We start from the raw sequence: 18,939 nt of genomic DNA on the forward strand, positions 1-18,939 counted from the left end.
CCTTAGGGCAGCCGGAAATCCATTTCCGGGGTCTATTCCTTAATGGCAAAAGCGGACTTTTACGACACGTTGGGTGTCGCCAGAACGGCAGACGAGAAAGAGCTGAAAAGCGCTTTTCGCAAGCTGGCGATGAAATTTCATCCGGACAAGAACCCGGAGGATAAGGACGCCGAGCGAAAGTTCAAGGAAATCAACGAAGCCTACGAGACGCTCAAGGATCCGCAGAAGCGCGCGGCCTATGATCGCTATGGCCATGCTGCCTTCGAACATGGCGGCATGGGCGGCGGCGGCGGTTTTGGTGGCGGCGGCTTCGGCGGCGGTGGCTTCTCCGATATTTTCGAAGATATTTTCGGCGAGATGATGGGTGGCGGACGCTCGCGCGGGCGTTCTTCCGGCGGTCGCGAACGCGGCGCCGATCTTCGCTACAACATGGAAATCTCGCTCGAAGAGGCCTTCACCGGCAAGACGGCGCAGATTCGCGTGCCGACCTCCATCACATGCGACGTCTGCTCCGGTTCCGGCGCCAAGCCGGGCACGCAGCCGAAGACCTGCGGTACTTGCCAGGGTGCCGGCCGCGTACGGGCCGCACAGGGTTTCTTCTCGGTCGAGCGCACCTGTCCGACCTGCCATGGCCGCGGCCAGATCATTCCCGATCCCTGCACCAAATGCCACGGTCAGGGCCGCGTGACCGAAGAGCGTTCGCTTTCGGTCAACATCCCGGCCGGCATCGAGGATGGCACGCGCATCCGCCTGCAGGGCGAAGGCGAAGCCGGCCTGCGTGGCGGGCCTTCGGGCGATCTCTATATCTTCCTCTCCGTCAAGCCGCATGAATTCTTCCAGCGCGATGGGGCCGATCTCTATTGTGCTGTGCCGATCTCGATGACGACGGCTGCCCTTGGGGGCACTTTCGACGTCGCAACACTCGACGGCACGAAATCGCGCGTCACCGTTCCCGAAGGCACGCAGGTCGGCAAGCAATTCCGCCTGAAGGCCAAGGGCATGCCGGTGCTGCGCTCCAGCCAGGTCGGCGATCTCTACATTCAGATCCAGATCGAAACGCCGCAAAAGCTCACCAAGCGCCAGCGCGAGCTGCTGCAGGAATTCGAGCAGATCTCCTCGAAGGACAACAATCCCGAATCAACGGGCTTTTTTGCCCGCATGAAGGATTTCTTCGACACGTTCAGCGACTAAGCGGCGAATCACATTGCTTCACGTGAAACCGGCCGATGATTCGGCCGGCCACTAACTCACATATTGTGGAATCCAGGCGGGCTGCGCGTCAGATGATGACGCGCTCGATCTTTCAGTTTGCGAGTTTCAGCAGCCACGCATCGTGGTTCTGAAGGAACATCTTGAGGCGATCTCCGTAGTTGTCCATTACGGCGTCCTTGACGCTTTGCCGGGCAGCAAGAGACGCACGCCAGAACCTGACGCGCGGCAGCTCAGCGAATATGCCAGTCGCAGCGATGATATCGAACACATCGAAATAGCGGAAAATCGGCGCAAACACAGCATCGACGAGGCTGAATGCAGTGCCGGCGAAGAACGGCCCCTCACCCAATTGTGCTTCCACACGCGCGAATTTGTCGACCAGCGCCGTACGCTTGACCTCATAGGTTTGGGCATCCTTGGCAGTCTCGAATCCCCATAGGTCCGAGAGGATGGAGGAACCAAATTCGATCCACCCGCGATGCCGGGCACGCGTGAGCGGATCGGCGGGATGTAGCGGACCGCCAGGTTGGGTCTCCTCCAGGTATTCGCAGATGACGGCACTCTCGAAGAGGACCGCGTCAGTACCATCATCCTGACGTATGATCAGCAGGGGCACCTTGCCAAGAGGGGAAATTGCAAGAAACCAGTCGGGTTTTGCCGCCAGATCGACATAGCGACGCTCGAACGGCACGCCTTTTTCGGCAAGCGCGATGGCGGCGCGTTGGACGTAGGGGCAAAGGTGATGGCTGATGAGGGTCAGCTTGGCGTCGGACATCGTATAGCTCCTTCTGTGAATCAGCGAATTGGAAGTGAGGATCGGAGCGCGCAAGGCCCGTCGCCGAACAGGAATTGCGCAATGGACAGCAGCACGACGCCGGGGTCTGTCAGGCGATGCTGGGTCATGAAAAGGTCTCCGCTCGAGATAGATGTAATTGCATCTATATAAGAGCTTGCCTTATCGGTCAATGTAGATGTAATTGCATCTATGTCCGATTGTTCAGATACCACAGCCCCACGGCCATCAACCGCGATCACGCGGGCATGGGTACGCCTCATGCGTGCGCAACAACTTGTTTTTGCAGCAATCGAACGGGACTTGAAGACAGCCGACTTGCCGCCGCTCGGCTGGTATGACGTTCTGCTCGAGCTGTCGCGAGCCGAAGATGGCAAGTTGCGCCCTTATGAGATCGAGCAGCGTACACTCCTGGCGCAACACAACCTTTCCCGCCTTCTCGACAGAATGGAGAGGGCCAACCTTGTTCAGCGCGAAGTATTTATTGACGATGGTCGGGGCCGCTGGGTCATTGTTACAGATGCCGGTCGTGCCATACAGGCCCGCATGTGGACCGTCTATGCCTCGGCGCTCCAACGCCATGTGGGTGACAAGCTGGATGATGCCCGAGCCGACCAATTGGCCGATTTGCTGGCCGCGTTGTCGCGAAATCCCGATGCGCCGCGATAAAATCGGCCGACCTATGCGTGCGATCGATAGGCGCGCTCTTTCGGAGGGCGGGAATGGCGATGGCGGGCGGCTCTTGCGCTTATGCATCGTTCGGCATAGCTCTCTGGCCAGAACGAATCCGGATGCCCGATGCCGCACAAGGTTTTCATCTCGCGCCTGAAGCTGACCGACTTCCGCAATTATGCGGCGGCGTCGCTTGCGCTTGACKAGCGGCATGTGGTGCTGACCGGCGATAACGGCGCCGGCAAGACCAATCTGATGGAGGCAATCTCCTTCCTTTCACCCGGGCGCGGGCTGCGGCGCGCGGCTTATGCGGATGTCACCCGCGTCGACGCATCGGGCGGCTTTTCGATCTTCGCCGAGCTTGATGGCATGGACGGCGAAGTCGAGATCGGCACCGGTGTCGACGCGACCGACGAGACGACGGCACGCAAGCTCCGGATCAACGGCACACCGGCCAAGACCGCGGATGAGTTGACCGACCATTTGCGCGTGCTCTGGCTGACGCCGTCCATGGACGGGCTGTTCACTGGCGGCTCCTCCGAACGGCGCCGTTTCCTCGACCGGCTGGTGCTGTCGCTCGATCCGGCACATGGCCGCCGCGCCAGCGATTTCGAGCGCGCCATGCGCAGCCGCAACAAACTGCTTGGCGAAGGCMGATTCGATCCGTCCTGGCTTGCCGGCATCGAGGAGCAAATGGCGAGCCTCGGCATCGCCATGGCGCTTGCCCGGCAGGAAATGCTCGGCCTTCTCTCGCGGCTGATCGCCGAATCGCGTGAAGCAACGCCCTTTCCATCAGCCGCGCTTGAACTCTCCGGCTTTCTTGATGGGCAATTCGATCGCCCCGCCGTCGATCTCGAGGACAGTTATGCCGAAATGCTGCGCGAGGGACGTTATCGCGACGCGGCCGCCGGGCGCACGCTTGACGGCCCGCACCGCGCCGATCTTCTGGTACGTCATCGTGAGAAAGGTATGGAGGCGGAGCGTTGCTCGACGGGCGAACAGAAAGCGCTACTCGTCGGCCTTGTCCTCGCCCATGCCCGCCTCGTCGGCAACCTGACTGGCCATGCACCGATCCTGCTGCTCGATGAAATCGCTGCGCATCTGGACGAAGGCCGGCGCGCCGCCCTCTTCGACCTGATCGACGGGCTCGGCGGCCAGGCCTTCATGACTGGCACCGACAAGGCGATGTTTTCCGCGCTTGGCGAGCGCGCGCAATTCTTTACCGTCGCGCATGGCGGCATTACGAAATCCTAGCGCCTCCTCCGCCGCAATTGTGATAGGCTCGCTCGCATGGATCCTTTGAGCTCAGACGAAATCGCCCGCTATCACCGCCATATCCTCTTGCCCGAGGTCGGCGGCGCCGGTCAGCAAAGATTGAAGGAGGCACGCGTGCTGGTCATCGGCGCCGGCGGCCTTGGTACGCCGGTGCTGCAATATCTCGCCGCCGCCGGTGTCGGCACGCTCGGTATTGCCGATGACGATCGTGTTTCGCTTTCCAACCTGCAGCGGCAGGTGATTCACGATACGGGGACGATCGGCGAGTTGAAGACGCAGAGCGCGGCGGATGCGATCGCCCGCCTCAATCCGCATGTGCATACTATCCGTTTCGAGGAACGGTTCAGCCCCGATACCGCGACGCGACATCTTGCCGGTTTCGACCTTGTCATCGATGGCTCCGACAATTTCGACACGCGCTATGCCGCTGCCGATGCGACCGAGGCGGCGCGCCTGCCGCTCGTGACCGGCGCAGTCGGACGCTTCGACGGGTCCGTGACGACGCTGAAACCCTATGAGAATGACGCCGACGGCCTGCCCAATCCGCGCTATCGCGATCTCTTCCCGGCACCGCCGCCGGAGGGCCTTATCCCCGCCTGCGCCGAGGCTGGCGTCATCGGCGCCTTGACCGGCGTCATCGGCACGCTGATGGCAATGGAGGCGATCAAGCTCATCACCGGCATCGGCGAACCGCTCATCGGCCGGCTGCTGCTCTATGACGGGCTTGCCGCCCGCTTCGAGACTGTCCGTTATCGCCGCAAGCGCTCCAGGGCCGCGGCGGAATAATGACCGATATCATTCTTCAGCGTCTCGACGACAGCTTCGACCGCTGGGACGAGTTGCTTGCGCTCATTCTCGCCTCCTTCGCCTATATGAACGGGCGGATCGATCCGCCCTCGTCAGCGCTGTCGCTGACCTCGCAATCGCTCAGGGAAAAGGCAAAGAACGAAATCGCCTATGTGGCCTTCGAAGACAATCGATTAGCCGGCTGCACATTCTGCCGTCCGGAACCGGATAGCCTCTATATCGGCAAGCTCGCGGTCCTACCGGCCGCGCAGGGCAAGGGGATCGGCAGGCGCTTGCTGAGGCTCGCGGAGAGGACTGCGCGGGAGCGTGGACTCGGTGCGCTGCGGCTGGAAACGCGAGTCGAACTGACCGGCAATCACACTACCTTTGCCAACTGGGGATTCCAGAAAACCGCCGAGGCCCGCCATGCCGGCTTCGATCGCACCACGTCGATCGAGATGCGGAAGATCCTGATTTAGCTCAGCGAAATGGCAAAACGCGGTTCGGTGGGCGATGGCCGTCGATGAAGGCGCGGATGTTGATGATGACCTTGTCGCCCATGTCGATGCGGCTTTCGAGCGTGGCCGAACTCATATGCGGCAGCAGCACCACCTTGCCCTCGTTGGCGAGCTTTACCAGCTTCGGATTGACGGCCGGTTCGTTCTCGAAGACGTCGAGACCGGCGCCGGCGATCTTGCCTTCGCGCAGGATCTTGATCAGCGCCGTTTCGTCGATGACATCGCCGCGCGCCGTGTTGACGATATAGCTGGTCGGCTGCAGCAGCGCGAGCCGGCGCGCCGAAATCAGATGGAAGGTCGCGGGCGTAGATGGGCAGTTGACGGAAACGATATCGACGCGGGCAAGCATCTGATCGAGGCTGTCCCAATAGGTCGCCTCCAGCTCGTCTTCGGTCGTTATGCTGACACGCTTGCGGTTGTGATAGTGGATCGACAGGCCGAAAGCCTTGGCACGGCGGGCGACGGCGGTGCCGATACGGCCCATGCCGACGATGCCGATACGCTTGCCGTGAATCCGGCGGCCGAGCATCCAGGTGGGCGACCAGCCGGCCCATTCGCCGGGCTTGTCCGTCAGCACGCGCGCACCTTCGGCGAGACGTCGCGGCACGGCGAGGATCAATGCCATGGTCATGTCGGCCGTGTCTTCGGTCAGAACGTTCGGCGTGTTGGTGACCGTGATGCCCCGACGAGCGGCGGCTTCGATGTCGATATGGTCGGTACCATTGGAAAAGCTGGCGATCAGCTTCATCTGTGGCCCGGCTTCCTCGATCAGCGCAGCATCGATGCGGTCGGTGACGGTCGGCACCAGCACATCGGCGGACCGGACGGCCTCGACAAGCTCAGCCTGGGTACGCGGCGTATCGTCAATGTTGAGCTCGGCATCGAAGAGTTCGCGCATCCGCGTCTCCACCGCATCCGGCAGTTTGCGCGTGATATAGACCTTCGGTTTTTTCTTCGTCGTCATGGCGACCGGCGATGCCTTGTTCAGATGTTCTTAACCAAGAAGCAGGATAATTTTCCCGTTCCGGGCATTTCTACCAGACCCGCAGGCGAAGACAAACAAAACTCGCGCGCGAGGCGCAGGGATTTGCCGATGACCGGAACAAAAAAGTCGCCTGACGGCGTCTTGGTCATGATGAGCGAACGGAAATCCAATGCGTGGCAAAATCCTGAAGTCCTGCGCTGCTTTTGCGATCGGCCTGATGATGGCCGGCGCCACCGCCGATCTTGCCGCGGCCCAGGCCGCCAAGGGACCGAGCGGATTACCGCTGCCGAGGTTCGTCACCTTGAAGTCGAAGCGCGTCAACCTGCGCGTCGGCCCCAGCGGGGACTACGCCGTGTCGTGGCTCTATCTCAAGCAGGGATTGCCGGTCGAGATCATTCAGGAATATGACAATTGGCGCCGCGTGCGTGACGCCGACGGCACCGAAGGCTGGGTCAACCAGTCCTTGCTCTCCGGCCAGCGCTCGGCCATCGCCGCGCCGTGGATGAAGGGCAAGGGCAAGGCGGTCTTCGTCAACATGCGCCGCGACGCGCAGCCGTCGAGCACCGTCATTGCCAAGCTCCAGCCGGGCGTGATGATGAATATCCGCGAATGCACTGGCGACTGGTGCCTGGCGACCGCCGACGGCACCGAAGGCTGGGTGGCGCAATCCGAAATCTGGGGCGCCTACCCCGGTGAAGCCTTCAAGTAAAAGAAAGCCCCGCAAGGCTCCATGGCAGCCGCGACCGCGTGATTTTTTCGATGCGGTGATGCATCGGTATCCAGGGCAGGGAACGGTGCTCGTGGACTATTTGTTCGGGAATCTCGGCATTGCCATCGTCCTGTTTGCATCGACGAATGTGGACGATATTTTTATCCTGCTCGGATTTTTTGCCGACCGTAAATTCCGCGCCCGGCAAATTGTCCTCGGCCAATATCTGGGCATTGCCACTCTTTGTGGCGTAAGCGCCGTTGCCTCCCTGATCTCTCTCGTTGTTCCCGCCGCCTATATCGGCCTTCTCGGCTTGGTGCCGATCTTCCTCGGTTTGAAGAAGCTATGGGCGTTGCGGCAAGGCCGTGAAGAAGAGGATGATCCGGAAGACCATGAGAAGGCGTCAATCGGGCATGGCAATATCATTGCCGTCGCGGCGGTGACGATTGCGAATGGCGGCGATAATATCAGCATCTACACTCCGCTCTTCGCCACGCGCACGATCGATGAGATCGCCATCATCGCCATTGTTTTTGCGCTGATGACGGCCTTGTGGCTGGCCGCCGCGCACTTCCTCGTCAATCACCCGACGATCGGCGCCCCGATCAGACGTTATGGACATCTGATAGTGCCGTTCGTCCTCATGGGCCTTGGAATACTCATTCTCCATGAGGCCGGAACCATAGAGTTCCTTGGCCGCCTTTAATGCCAAACCAAAAAAGCCGCCCGCAATGATCTGCTGCAAGCGGCTTTCGAAGTCAGCACCAGCAATGAGTGCGGCTATTTAGAGAAGCCCCGTCTCCTTGGCCGCTTCCGACAGCGACCGCATCGGCCGTGGGCCGATCTGCTCGATGACGATGGCTGCCGCGAGGTTGCCGAGCTTGCCGCAATCTTCGAGGCTGCGATTCTGCGTATAGCCGAAGAGGAAGCCAGCGGCGAAAAGATCGCCGGCGCCGGTCGTATCGACGCGCTCTTCGATCGGATGGGCATCGACGACATAGCGTTCGTCGCCGCGTACGATCACGGCGCCATCCTTGCCTATGGTGACGGCTGCGATCTTGCAATCGCCCGCAATCAGCTTCAACGCTTTCTCGAAATCGTCCGTCTCGTACAGCGAAAGGGCTTCATCGCGATTGGCGAAAACGATATCGACGGTGCCCGAGCGCATGAGATCGAGGAATTCCTCGCGATAACGGCCGACGCAGAAGCTGTCGGACAGGGTCATCGACATTTCGCGGCCATTGGCATGGGCGATGCGGGCGCACTCGCGAATCGCTTCCTTTGCGCGCGGCGGATCCCAGAGATAGCCTTCGAAATAGGTGACTTTGGCGGCGGCGACGACATCTTCCTCGACATCTTCCGGGCCAAGCTCGACACAGGCGCCGAGATAGGTGTTCATCGAACGCTCGCCATCCTCGGTGACGAAGATCATGGAACGGGCGGTCGGCGGGAACGTGCCCTTCGGCTTGGTTTCGTAGTGCACGCCCTGGGCGCGGATGTCGTGGGCGAAGATTTCGCCCAACTGATCTTCCGCAACCTTGCCGAAATAGGCTGCCCTGCCGCCAAAATTCGCAACACCTGCCGCCGTATTGCCGGCACTGCCGCCGGAGGCTTCKAGCGCCGGACCCATGCGCGAATAGAGCAGTTCGGCACGATCGGCATCGATGAGATTCATCGCGGCCTTGGTGATCTTGTTGTCGATCAGGAATTGATCGTTGCAGCGGGAGATAATGTCGACGATAGCGTTGCCAACGGTCAGTACATCGAAACGAGTCATCAAAAAGGGGGTCCCCGGTATTGGTGATAGCCGGTATCCGGTATTAGCGGTTTTTCCGAAGTTTGGAAGGAAAATCGGTTGCTCGCGCGGTAACTAAATCTCAACCAGTCATTTGCTTGTCACTTTCCATCTGTAAACGCTTATCAAGTGAACTGGCATGGGATGCGGACAAGGCATTCGCGGCCAGCTCTTGGAAGGTATGATACCTTCCGCCTCACCGGTACGCGTGCCGACCACGGATGAACTGGCGGCTTGTGCACCGGGAGGACTCCGGCGGGACCAGATGCGGAAAAGCGGGCGCAACCCGCTTTTTTTGTTTCCGACCGCTTTTCGGCTTCTCACGATGCGGCAAGCTGCTACAACTTTGGGATCAATCCGCAAGATCCCGTCACAGCTTCCTCGCCCGGCATGTCCGAAATCTTCTCCGATGTCCTGCCGATTTTCCTGCTGATCCTCGTCGGCTGGCTGATCGTGCGTGCCGGAATATTGACGGCCAGCGTCGGCGAGGCGATGAGCGAATTCGTCTTCAAGATTGCCGTGCCGCTGCTGCTTTTCCAGACCATTGCAGGCGCGCAGTTTCATGGAGCTTCGCCGTTTCGATTGTGGATCGCCTATTTCGCCGGAGTCGCGGTCGCCTGGACGGCCGGTCATCTGGCGGCGACGCGGCTGTTCGGGCGGGATGCGCGGATCGGGGTGCTCGCCGGAGTGTCGTCCGCTTTCGCCAACAATGTTTTCATCGGCCTGCCGCTGGTGAGCCGCGTGGTCGGTCCCGACGGCATCGTGGCGCTGTCGATCCTGATTGCCGTGCATCTCCCGGTCATGATGATCGCCGGCACGATGCTGATGGAACAGGCGGAGCGCAAGGCGAGTGGCGGCACGGGGCGAAGCACGGGCGAACTCCTGAATCAGGTCGGCAGAAATCTCGCCCGCAATCCGCTGGTCATCGGACTTGTCGCCGGGCTCGTCGTGCACCTTATCGGCATTCCCTTGCCGGCAACGCTCGGCACCGTCGTCGACAGCATCGCCAATACAGCAGGCCCGGCCGCGTTGATTTCACTCGGCATGGCCCTGCGGCACTACGGGCTTTCCGGTAATCTCGGCGTTGCCAGCGTCACTTCGGCCTTCAAGCTTTTGTTGTTGCCAGCCTGCGTGCTTGCGGCCGGCTACCTTCTCGGCCTGAGCCCGGAATGGCGAAAGGCGCTGGTGCTCACGTCTTCGGTTCCAACAGGTGTGAACGCCTGGCTCATTGCCAATCGCTTCGGCGTCGGCCACAGCCTTGCTGCTTCGACAATCACGCTGACAACGGCCCTCGGCGTAGTTTCGGTGTCGCTTTGGGCCTATATGCTCGGCTAGTGACAAGGCCGGCTGCGCGCGATCTCAAAAGGTGCTTGGCTGCTTTGCGTAAGCCCGCCGCCGTTTGAACGGCAGACCGACATGCAAAAGCCCGGCCGAGACGACCGGGCTTTTGCATAGATTCGCTTGAAGCAACTTAGTTCGTCGCTGCCGGCGCGTTCGCATCGGGCAGCGGCTCGGGCGTGTCGGCCAGCGTGCGCAGATAGGCGATGACATTGGCACGATCTTCTTCCTTCGGCAGGCCGGCAAAGCCCATCGCCGTTCCGGAGACGAATTTCTTCGGCGCTTCGAGGAAGTGGTAGAGATGATCATAGGTCCACTTTTCGCTGCTGCCCTTAGAAAAATCCTTCATGCCGGCAGAATATGCGAAACCTTCATGCGAGGCGATCGGACGATCGACGACGCCCCAGAGGTCAGGACCGACCTTGTTCGGCCCGCCCTTGGTGCCGTCATGACAGGCCTGACACTTCTTGAAGATCGATTCGCCAGCCTTGGCGTCGGCCTTTTGCAGCAATTGCGCGATCGGCGTTTCCTGCTTTGCGGCGGCTGCCTTGCCGCCTGCTCCTGCAGACGATTCTTCAGCGGCGATAATTGCGAAGCCCGGCTTTTCCGGTGTCTCTGAATGGAAAATAAATCCCGACGCGAGCGACACGGACTTCAGCACAAAAAGTGTGGCCAGAAGTGCCCCGACACCCATGTTCACGTAGGATGAATTCATCTGCTATGCTCCCCTCGCCTCCGGCAGCGGCTGCCGGCCCATCTTGAATTCGCGCGAAACCTATGTCTTTTGACTGTTTCTTGCAACTCTGTAAACGGTCTCCACCGTGAGACTTTTTGACACTTTTCCGGCGGGAATAGAAGGCCCAACAATGACAGATCCCAACTTGGACAAGACGCTGGTACTCATTCCGGCCCGGATGGCCTCCACACGCCTGCCCGGTAAACCGCTCGCCGATATTTGCGGCCTGCCCATGATCGTACAGGTTGCCAAACGCGCACGCGAGGCGGCGATCGGTCGCATCGTCGTCGCTGTTGACCATGAGGACACCTTTGCCGCCGTTGCGAATGCGGGTTTCGAAGTCGTCATGACGCGCACGGATCATCAATCCGGCTCGGACCGAATCTATGAAGCCCTGCAGGCCGTGGATCCCGAGGGCCGCGCGGAGATCGTCGTCAACGTTCAGGGCGATCTGCCGACCATCGATCCCGAGACCATCCGCGCTTCGCTGCGCCCGCTGGAAGATCCGGCCGTCGATATCGCCACACTGACCGTCGAGATCAAGGACGAAGAAGAAAAGACGCTGCCGAGCGTCGTCAAGGTTGTCGGCTCGCCCATTTCGGACAGCCGCCTGCGCGCGCTCTATTTCACCCGCGCCACGGCCCCTTATGGCAACGGGCCGCTTTATCATCACATCGGCCTCTACACCTATCGCCGCGCCGCGCTGGAGAAATTCGTCAGCCTCGGCCCTTCGACGCTGGAAAAGCGCGAATCACTGGAGCAATTGCGGGCGCTGGAGGCCGGCATGCGCATCGATGTCGAGATCGTTGACACGATACCGCTCGGTGTCGATACTCCCGCCGACCTCGAAAAGGCCCGCCGCATCCTTTCCGGCGCCTCTCTCTGACGGAATTTCCCTAAAGGCAGTCCAATGATCAGCAAGACCAACAAGATCTCTTTCCAGGGCGACTACGGCGCCAATTCCGACATGGCCTGCCGTGACATGTTCCCGACGATGGAACCGCTGCCTTGCCAGACCTTCGAGGACGCCTTCACCGCCGTCGATAATGGCGATGCCGATCTCGGCATGATCCCGATCGAGAACACGATCGCCGGCCGCGTTGCCGATATCCATCATCTGCTGCCGGAATCGCGGCTGCATATCGTCGGCGAATATTTCATGCCGATCCACTTCCAGCTCATGGTTCTGCCGGGTGTGAAGAAGGAAGAGATCCGCACGGTGCACAGCCACATCCATGCGCTTGGCCAATGCCGCAAGGTGGTGCGCGCCAACGGCTGGAAACCAATCATCGCCGGCGACACGGCGGGTGCTGCCAAGCTCGTGCAGGAAACCGGCGACCGCACCATGGCGGCGCTGGCGCCGCGATTGGCGGCCGATCTCTATGGGCTGGAAATCGTTGCGGAAAATGTCGAGGACACCGAAAGCAACGTCACGCGCTTCGTCATCCTGTCGCGAGACGAGAATTGGGCTCAGCGCAGCTCGGCCGAGGAAAAGATCGTCACTACGTTTGTCTTCAACGTCCGCAACATTCCGGCTGCGCTCTACAAGGCCCTGGGTGGCTTTGCGACCAACGGCATCAATATGACCAAGCTCGAAAGCTATCAGCTCGGCGGCCGTTTTGTAGCGACGCAGTTCTACGCCGACATCGAGGGCCATCCCTCCGACGCGCATGTGCGCCGCGCGCTGGAGGAATTGCGGTTCTTCTCCGAAAAGGTCCGCATCCTCGGCGTCTACAAGGGCCATCCGATGCGGGGTGATCTGTAAGCCCGGATCGTTTCGGAGGCCACCTCGATCCTTCGAGGCTCCGCCCGACGGGCTACGCTCCTCAGGATGAGGTGGAGCAAGTATCGTTGTTGGCGCAAAGGGTTAGCCCTCATGGTGAGGTGCGGAAGCCCATAAGGGCTGGAGCCTCGAACCACTAGGGCGGGTGGCTGGATCGCTACATTTCCATCGTTAGCTAATCCGCAGCCTTGGTGACGACCTCGATACGGTGTCCATCCGGATCGATAACAAAGGCTGCGAAATAGTTMGGCCCGTAATGAAGCCGAAGACCAGGCGGCCCGTTGTCCTTGCCGCCATGAGCGAGCGCCGCTTTGTGAAATGAGACGACGGCATCACGGCTTGGCGCGCCAAAGGCGAGGTGAAAGCCCGAGCCAGGAGCGCAAGCCTCCTTGCCCCGCAATTTGATGGCGAACTTATCGCCATCGCCGGGCGGCCCATATCCGATCGCCTGGTCGGGATCGCCGGGGTTCAAGTCTTCCCAAACCCTGACATAGCCGAGCGGCGCGAAGGCGGCGTCGTAGAACGCGGCGGCCTTCTCGATATCCGAGACGCCGAATGAAATATGATGCAGCAATTGTTCCTCGCATGACTCTGAATTTATCGATCAGTCTCTTCTCCAAATGCCGCAAGTCAACTCGAGCTGCATGCTTAGGCGTTTTACAGGGATACACTAGGCAACAACCGCTGCTTCAGTTGGAACGATCCTAGTCGCCGTATTAGCCCCTCATCCGGCCTCCTGAGCTTGTCGAAGGGCGGCCACCTTCTCCCCGCTTGCGGGGAGAAGGGGATAGAGACACCTGCAGCCTCCCTTCCATCATCGAGCTCAGCGACAGCCCGAGGTCGTCCCCTCGCCCCGCTTGCGGGGAGAGGGTGAGGGTGAGGGGCAGAGCCGCAATTGGGGCCTTACTTATCCGGCTCACAAACCCTGAGACGATGGCCATCCGGATCGAGCACGACGAAGGTTGGGCCGAAATCCATTGTCGTCAATTCCTGCGCGATTGGCAGGCCACGGGATTTCCAGTCCTTATAATGCTCCGCGACCGCACCATCGCCCTCGACCATGAAGGCGAGTTCGCCGCGGTTGCCGATAGCTGACGGTTGCGGTTCGACATTGCTGCGGCGCCAGAGGCCGAGGGTGAAGCCATTGTCGAGCGGGAAGGCAGCGAAATTCGGCGCGGCAACGGCCGGCTCGCGGCCGAGCAGGTCGCGATAGAAAGGCACGCTTTCGGCCGGATCCTTGACGTAGAAAATGATGAGATTCGGGCTGGTCATTTGGATATTCCTCTTGGTTTAGGGGATATAAGGGCATGAAGGATGCGGTCCGGCAGACAGGGCAGAGCCTGCCGGGGATGGCTTTGTCAGCGGATGGTCGGATGAAGATGCGTCTTTAACGCATCCGGTTTTCCTCACGGTACGGGGCATGACCGTCCAGAAAGCCCAGATCGCGCTTCATTGAATCCGGCACGCCCTCGATATCGAGTCGATCTCGGCCATGGGCGAAATAGCCAAGCGCAACCCGCAGAAGGCGGACCGGCCATGCCGGCATAGAAAGATCTTTGCCTTTGCGCGCCTCGATGATGCCGCGATGCGTTTGTTTCGTGACGATGAAAGCGTTGCTTGCCATGATCGGTCCTCCTTCCTGCTTGGGATGGTGCCCATCATAGTCCTGCCTACTGACAGTTTCTGGCAGTAGTGTTATCGGTGAAAATCAATCGTGAACCATGCCCTCCCGGGCATGCCATTCCCTGGCAAGGGTAATACGACGTCGTGGATAGCGCGCTTCCAGCACCGCGAAATCGACGATGCGGTCGGCGCGGAAATGGCGAAAATCCTGGCGCAGCTCGCACCAGGCCATGATGATGCGCGCATTGTCGAAATAACCGAGCGCGAAGGGCCAGATACGGCGGGTCGAAATGGCGCCGTTCACGTCGCCATAGGTCAATTGCACCATGCGCTCCGTGCGGATCGCCTTGCGCATGAGGGAAAGATCGGCCTTGTCCTCGGTGATACGCCGCGTCGCCACGACCACTGCCGCCTGGTCGACCGCCTCGCGCATTTCGGCCGGCAGCACGGCGGCGATCTTGGCAAGAGCGTCAGCTCCGGCTGCTGCCAATCGCGAATCGGTTGCGCGGGCGACCCATCTCGATCCCAGCACCAGCGCTTCAATCTCATCCTGCGAAAACATCATCGGCGGCAGCATGAAGCCTGGCTTCAGGACATAGCCGATGCCCGGTTCGCCTTCGATCATGGCGCCTTGCGTCTGGAGGCTGGCGATATCACGATAGAGCGTGCGCAGGCTGACGCCGGTCTCCTCGGCAAGCGTCGCGCCGCTGACAGGCCGTCGGTAGCGCCTGAGCGTCTGCAGCAGGGTTAGCAGCCGTTCCGAGCGCGCCATGACAAGCGCCTATCGCTTCCACTCCACCCAGTCGCGCATCAGGCGATGGGCGATGGCGCCCTTGGGTGGAGAGGTGTTGCCGGAGGCCGAGACACGATCGAGCATGGCGAGCGTCTCTTCCGGCGTGAACCAGCGGCAATCGTCAAGCTCGTTCGCATCGATATGGATCTCCCTCGACTTTGCCTCGGCATAGCAGCCGATCATCAGGGAATGTGGCATCGGCCAGGGCTGCGAGGCATGGTAGCGAACGCGGCCGATGTGGATGCCGGACTCCTCGTGCGTCTCGCGGCGCACGGCATTTTCGATGGTTTCGCCCGGTTCGACGAAACCGGCCAGACAGGAATACATGCCGGGCGCGAAATGATGGCTGCGGCCGAGCAAGCAGAGATTTTTCTCCTCGTCGATCGTCAGCATGATGACGACCGGATCGGTGCGCGGGAAGATCATGTGTTCGCAGGCCGTGCAGACGCGCTTATAGCCGCCGATGCGGAGCTCCATGACCGAGCCGCACCGGCCGCAGAAGCGGTTGTCGCCGTTCCAGCGGATAAGGCTCATGCCTTGCGCCGCTTCGCCAAGGATTTCGCCTTCGAGCAGGTGATCGCGCCAGAGCGCGCGCATGTCGGCGGGCTTGTAATGGCTGGCGAGTTCGTCGGCATTGATGCGCACCGGAACGGCCAGCCGCGGCTCGCCGGTCCTGCGGTAGCCAAGCAACACCGCCGCTTCCCAGTCCGGATCAAGCTCCTGCAGCTCGTAGCGGGCAAACAGCGGATCGAGCACCTGCCCATCATGCTTCAAAACAAGCCGATCCTGGGCAAATGCCAGGATATGCGTGCCTTCCTTGGCGAGCGCGTGCTTGATCGATTCCTCGTCGCGGTGCTCGGCATCCCGATTAAGCTGATTTTCCGCAAAGGCGGTAAGGCTGCTGGCTTCCGGGTGGGGGGCATCCGTAGAGAATATGGAATGGTTCATTGTGAAAGCGTGTCCCGCAACTTGGCTATGAAGCTGTTCATGTCTGCGTCCGCATAGGGTTCCGCCTTGCCATAGCCCCAGATCGGGCCGGGCCAGTTCGCATCCCCTTCGAACCGCGCAATGACATGAACATGAAGCTGACGGACGATATTTCCAAGGGCCCCGATGTTGATTTTTGTCGCTCCCGTTACCGTCTTCAAGGCAGCACCGACCTTGTTGGTCTCGAAGGTTAGCAGAACCTGATCGAGCGGCGTCAGCTCGAATATTTCCGATATGCCGGGCCGCCGGGGGATTAACACAAGCCATGGCCAGCGGCGATCCTTCATCAGCCGCACGTCGCAAAGGCCGGTAACAGCGACGGAAACGCTGTCATTCGCCAGACGATCGTCGAGCGCAAAATCCTGCAATGGGTCTTCCTCCGATGTTTTATCAAATGTTTAGCAGTTTTTTTTGAGCTTGGCTTGCTTTTGATGCCGATATTGCCGATATGTGCATCCGGGAGGTTGGTGGTGGACGAGCCACTCGCCAACCGGGTCAGGTCCGGAAGGAAGCAGCCCTAACGAGCCCGGCACGGGTCATCGTGCCAGCCTCCCACCCTTTCCGAAAGCAAGGCCCGGCTTTCAGCGGGCAATAAGCAGGGCAATGAGCGACACCGAGCGACAAGCAAAAGATGCCGCTTCGACCGGCACCGGTTACCGGGTGTTGGCCCGCAAATACCGGCCCAAGGATTTTACCGACCTGATGGTCGGGCAAGAGCCGATGGTTCGGACGCTGACCAATGCGTTCGAGACCGGCCGTATTGCCCAGGCCTATATGCTGACCGGCGTGCGCGGTGTCGGCAAGACAACGACGGCCCGCATCCTTGCGCGCGCCCTCAACTACAAGACCGCCGAAATCGACCGTCCGACCATCGACCTGCGTGAGCCCGGCCTGCATTGCCAGGCGATCATGGAAGGCCGGCATGTCGATGTCATCGAGATGGACGCTGCCTCGCATACCGGCATCGACGACATCAGAGAGATCATCGAGCAGGTGCGCTATCGCCCGGTTTCGGCGCGCTACAAGGTCTATATCATCGACGAAGTGCACATGCTGTCGACGGCCGCCTTCAACGGGTTGCTGAAGACGCTGGAAGAGCCGCCCGAGCATGTGAAATTCATCTTCGCCACCACCGAAATCCGCAAGGTGCCGATCACGGTGCTCTCGCGCTGCCAGCGCTTCGACCTGCGCCGCATCAGCGCTTCCGATCTCGTCGGCTTGTTCACCACCATCGCCGCCAAGGAAGGCATCGAGGCTGAGCCGGAAGCGCTCGCCATGATCGCCCGGGCCGCCGAAGGCTCGGCCCGCGATGGGTTGTCACTGCTCGATCAGGCCATCGCCCATGGCAGCGGTGTGGTTGCGGCGGATGCCGTCCGCTCGATGCTGGGGCTTGCCGATCGTGCGCGCATCGTCGATCTCTTCCACCATATCATCAAGGGCGATGTCGCCGCCGCACTGGCGGAATTCAACAGCCAGTATGAAGCCGGCGCCAATCCTGTCGTCGTGCTGACCGACCTTGCCGATTTCACCCATCTCGTCACCCGCCTGAAATATGTGCCCGATGCTGCCGACGATCCGTCGCTGAGCGAGGTCGAGCGCACGAAGGCAGTCGAATTCGCGCAAGGTGTCGCGGTTACGACGCTGTCGCGTTTCTGGCAGATGCTGCTGAAGGGCATTCCGGAGACTGAAACTGCTGCCCGCACGGCCGGCGCCGCTGAAATGGTGCTGATCCGCCTGGCCCATGCCGCCCATCTGCCGGCGCCGGAAGACGCAGCGCGGCGACTTGCCGAATTTTCGGATGGCAATAGCGGCGGAACGCGTCCTTCGCCCATTTCGTCGGCTGGCAACGGCATGGGAACACCGGTCTCCTATCAGGGCAATGTCATGGCGCGTGCGGTCGAAACCGCACCATCGCGGCCCGCCCCGTCGCCGGCAGCACCGGTCGCCATGCTGCGCTCGGTTCCGAATACGCAGCCGCAAGCGAGCCCTGTTATCGGCCGAATCGAGCCGAAACCCGCCGAAGCGCCGAAGCCGCTCGTCCCCGTCAATTCGATGGCCGATATCGCGGAACTTGCCGGCCAGAAGCGCGATCCGAAAGTGAAGGCGCTGGTGCGCAGCTTCGTTCGCCCGGTGCGGCTGGAGCCAGGCCGGCTCGACGTCAGCTTGGCGCCGGGTGCGCCGACAACGCTGCTGAACGAGCTTGCCGTCAAGCTGAAGGAATGGACCGGCATCCATTGGATCGTCAGCCTCAGCCGCGAGGAAGGCGAGCCGACGCTTGTGGAGGCCGAGGCGAACGCGCAGCAGCAGCGGGTCGCCGATGCCCGCCAGGACCCTGATGTCGCCGCAATCCTATCGCAATTTCCGGGCGCAAAGATCATCGACGTTCGCGTGCGGGCGCCCGATCCGGAAGAAGAGGAACAAGTGGCCGCTCCGGCGACTGCCGAATCCGTCGACGGCGATATCCTGCCGGGCGATGATATCGAATTCTAAGGGTATGATATCAAATCGAAGAGCCGTACTATAAAACGGAAAGCGGTTTTCGACCTGGATTGTAACCCAAAATAACAAGACAAAGACGAGAAAAAAGGACCAGCAACGATGCGCGACATCATGGGCATGATGGGCAAAGTGAAGGAAATGCAGGCCAAGATGGAAAAGATGCAGGCGGAAATCGCCGACATCCGGGCCGAAGGCAAAGCCGGCGGCGGCCTCGTTACCGTCACTGTGAACGGCAAGAGCCAGATGCTGTCCCTCAAGATCGATCCGTCGCTCTTCAAGGAAGACGATGTCGAAATCCTCGAGGACCTGATCGTCGCTGCCAATAAGGACGCCCAGGAAAAGGCCGAAGCACTGGCCGCCGAAAAGACCCGCGAACTGACCGCCGGCCTGCCGATCCCGCCCGGTTTCAAGCTGCCTTTCTGAGAAGCGCTCCGT

23 protein-coding genes and 1 other RNA gene are annotated in these 18,939 nt (G+C 60.7%); 13 read left to right on the forward strand and 11 right to left on the reverse strand.

Annotation, left to right across the window (positions count from 1 at the left end; all coding sequences use genetic code 11):
• The first annotated feature begins 42 nt into the window (after window positions 1-42).
• Window positions 43-1,191 (forward strand): molecular chaperone DnaJ, encoded by a 1,149-nt coding sequence (gene dnaJ, locus QD357_RS26885; RefSeq protein ID WP_107106488.1) that lies wholly within the window; start codon window positions 43-45, stop codon window positions 1,189-1,191.
• Between the two features lie 112 nt (window positions 1,192-1,303).
• On the opposite strand, the gene QD357_RS26890 is transcribed toward dnaJ, so the two are convergent.
• Entirely contained in the window at window positions 1,304-1,987 is a 684-nt protein-coding gene (locus tag QD357_RS26890; protein WP_107106487.1) for a glutathione S-transferase family protein, read from the reverse strand.
• A 210-nt stretch (window positions 1,988-2,197) separates the two neighbouring features.
• Between QD357_RS26890 and QD357_RS26895 the strand changes: the two genes are divergently transcribed.
• The 4 genes from QD357_RS26895 to QD357_RS26910 all read left to right on the forward strand — a co-directional run bounded on the left by QD357_RS26895 (window position 2,198) and on the right by QD357_RS26910 (window position 5,217).
• Window positions 2,198-2,674 (forward strand): MarR family winged helix-turn-helix transcriptional regulator, encoded by a 477-nt coding sequence (locus QD357_RS26895; protein ID WP_107106486.1) that lies wholly within the window; start codon window positions 2,198-2,200, stop codon window positions 2,672-2,674.
• A gap of 129 nt (window positions 2,675-2,803) precedes the next feature.
• Entirely contained in the window at window positions 2,804-3,931 is a 1,128-nt protein-coding gene (gene recF, locus QD357_RS26900) for a DNA replication/repair protein RecF (RefSeq protein ID WP_414125452.1), read from the forward strand.
• Between the two features lie 36 nt (window positions 3,932-3,967).
• Window positions 3,968-4,738, forward strand: coding sequence for a molybdopterin-synthase adenylyltransferase MoeB (locus tag QD357_RS26905; RefSeq protein ID WP_414125453.1), 771 nt, complete (start codon window positions 3,968-3,970; stop codon window positions 4,736-4,738).
• 8 nt (window positions 4,739-4,746) lie between these two features.
• Window positions 4,747-5,217, forward strand: a complete 471-nt coding sequence (locus tag QD357_RS26910; protein WP_181315983.1) for a GNAT family N-acetyltransferase — start codon at window positions 4,747-4,749, stop codon at window positions 5,215-5,217.
• A gap of 1 nt (window position 5,218) precedes the next feature.
• Here QD357_RS26910 and QD357_RS26915 read toward each other — a convergent pair whose 3' ends face one another.
• Window positions 5,219-6,220: a 2-hydroxyacid dehydrogenase gene (locus tag QD357_RS26915; protein ID WP_107106482.1), complete on the reverse strand. Its 1,002-nt coding sequence runs from the start codon at window positions 6,218-6,220 to the stop codon at window positions 5,219-5,221.
• Between the two features lie 20 nt (window positions 6,221-6,240).
• The gene (locus QD357_RS26920) at window positions 6,241-6,411 is read right to left on the reverse strand and encodes a hypothetical protein (protein WP_210203673.1); all 171 of its coding nucleotides are present in this window, start codon (window positions 6,409-6,411) and stop codon (window positions 6,241-6,243) included.
• On the opposite strand from QD357_RS26920, the gene QD357_RS26925 reads away from it, so the two are divergent.
• Together QD357_RS26925 and QD357_RS26930 are read left to right on the forward strand one after the other, a co-directional pair.
• Window positions 6,411-6,950: an SH3 domain-containing protein gene (locus QD357_RS26925; protein WP_107106481.1), complete on the forward strand. Its 540-nt coding sequence runs from the start codon at window positions 6,411-6,413 to the stop codon at window positions 6,948-6,950. The genes QD357_RS26920 and QD357_RS26925 overlap by 1 nt on opposite strands.
• Before the next feature lie 91 nt (window positions 6,951-7,041).
• A complete protein-coding gene (locus QD357_RS26930; protein WP_245407395.1) occupies window positions 7,042-7,656 on the forward strand; it encodes a cadmium resistance transporter in 615 nt (204 codons plus the stop codon).
• A gap of 78 nt (window positions 7,657-7,734) precedes the next feature.
• Here the strand turns inward: QD357_RS26930 and QD357_RS26935 are convergent, their stop codons facing one another.
• The gene (locus QD357_RS26935; protein ID WP_107106479.1) at window positions 7,735-8,727 is read right to left on the reverse strand and encodes an adenosine kinase; all 993 of its coding nucleotides are present in this window, start codon (window positions 8,725-8,727) and stop codon (window positions 7,735-7,737) included.
• A gap of 408 nt (window positions 8,728-9,135) precedes the next feature.
• Between QD357_RS26935 and QD357_RS26940 the strand changes: the two genes are divergently transcribed.
• The gene (locus tag QD357_RS26940) at window positions 9,136-10,080 is read left to right on the forward strand and encodes an AEC family transporter (protein ID WP_107106478.1); all 945 of its coding nucleotides are present in this window, start codon (window positions 9,136-9,138) and stop codon (window positions 10,078-10,080) included.
• A 136-nt stretch (window positions 10,081-10,216) separates the two neighbouring features.
• Here QD357_RS26940 and QD357_RS26945 read toward each other — a convergent pair whose 3' ends face one another.
• Window positions 10,217-10,798 (reverse strand): c-type cytochrome, encoded by a 582-nt coding sequence (locus tag QD357_RS26945; RefSeq protein WP_107106477.1) that lies wholly within the window; start codon window positions 10,796-10,798, stop codon window positions 10,217-10,219.
• Between the two features lie 151 nt (window positions 10,799-10,949).
• On the opposite strand from QD357_RS26945, the gene QD357_RS26950 reads away from it, so the two are divergent.
• A complete protein-coding gene (locus QD357_RS26950) occupies window positions 10,950-11,705 on the forward strand; it encodes a 3-deoxy-manno-octulosonate cytidylyltransferase (protein ID WP_107106476.1) in 756 nt (251 codons plus the stop codon).
• Between the two features lie 24 nt (window positions 11,706-11,729).
• Entirely contained in the window at window positions 11,730-12,584 is an 855-nt protein-coding gene (locus tag QD357_RS26955) for a prephenate dehydratase (protein ID WP_107106475.1), read from the forward strand.
• A 193-nt stretch (window positions 12,585-12,777) separates the two neighbouring features.
• Here the strand turns inward: QD357_RS26955 and QD357_RS26960 are convergent, their stop codons facing one another.
• The 6 genes from QD357_RS26960 to QD357_RS26985 all read right to left on the reverse strand — a co-directional run bounded on the left by QD357_RS26960 (window position 12,778) and on the right by QD357_RS26985 (window position 16,373).
• Window positions 12,778-13,176, reverse strand: a complete 399-nt coding sequence (locus QD357_RS26960) for a VOC family protein (protein ID WP_107106474.1) — start codon at window positions 13,174-13,176, stop codon at window positions 12,778-12,780.
• 329 nt (window positions 13,177-13,505) lie between these two features.
• Window positions 13,506-13,874, reverse strand: coding sequence for a VOC family protein (locus tag QD357_RS26965; protein ID WP_107106473.1), 369 nt, complete (start codon window positions 13,872-13,874; stop codon window positions 13,506-13,508).
• Between the two features lie 115 nt (window positions 13,875-13,989).
• Entirely contained in the window at window positions 13,990-14,226 is a 237-nt protein-coding gene (locus tag QD357_RS26970) for a hypothetical protein (RefSeq protein WP_107106472.1), read from the reverse strand.
• An 84-nt stretch (window positions 14,227-14,310) separates the two neighbouring features.
• Window positions 14,311-14,997, reverse strand: coding sequence for a helix-turn-helix transcriptional regulator (locus QD357_RS26975; protein ID WP_107106471.1), 687 nt, complete (start codon window positions 14,995-14,997; stop codon window positions 14,311-14,313).
• A 9-nt stretch (window positions 14,998-15,006) separates the two neighbouring features.
• Window positions 15,007-15,966, reverse strand: coding sequence for an NAD(+) diphosphatase (gene nudC, locus QD357_RS26980; RefSeq protein WP_107106470.1), 960 nt, complete (start codon window positions 15,964-15,966; stop codon window positions 15,007-15,009).
• Complete coding sequence (locus QD357_RS26985) at window positions 15,963-16,373, reverse strand: HIT family protein (RefSeq protein WP_107106469.1); 411 nt, start codon at window positions 16,371-16,373, stop codon at window positions 15,963-15,965. Before QD357_RS26985 ends, nudC begins: the two co-directional genes overlap by 4 nt.
• 91 nt (window positions 16,374-16,464) lie before the next feature.
• Here QD357_RS26985 and ffs point away from each other — a divergent pair.
• From ffs to QD357_RS27000, 3 genes are all read left to right on the forward strand, one after another.
• An RNA gene (ffs, locus tag QD357_RS26990) (signal recognition particle sRNA small type) lies at window positions 16,465-16,561 on the forward strand.
• A gap of 47 nt (window positions 16,562-16,608) precedes the next feature.
• The gene (locus tag QD357_RS26995) at window positions 16,609-18,495 is read left to right on the forward strand and encodes a DNA polymerase III subunit gamma/tau (protein WP_107106468.1); all 1,887 of its coding nucleotides are present in this window, start codon (window positions 16,609-16,611) and stop codon (window positions 18,493-18,495) included.
• 108 nt (window positions 18,496-18,603) lie between these two features.
• A complete protein-coding gene (locus QD357_RS27000; protein ID WP_028754649.1) occupies window positions 18,604-18,927 on the forward strand; it encodes a YbaB/EbfC family nucleoid-associated protein in 324 nt (107 codons plus the stop codon).
• Window positions 18,928-18,939: the final 12 nt, after the last annotated feature.

The organism is Rhizobium sp. BR 317, assembly GCF_047445835.1.
Classification (GTDB): domain Bacteria; phylum Pseudomonadota; class Alphaproteobacteria; order Rhizobiales; family Rhizobiaceae; genus Rhizobium; species Rhizobium paranaense.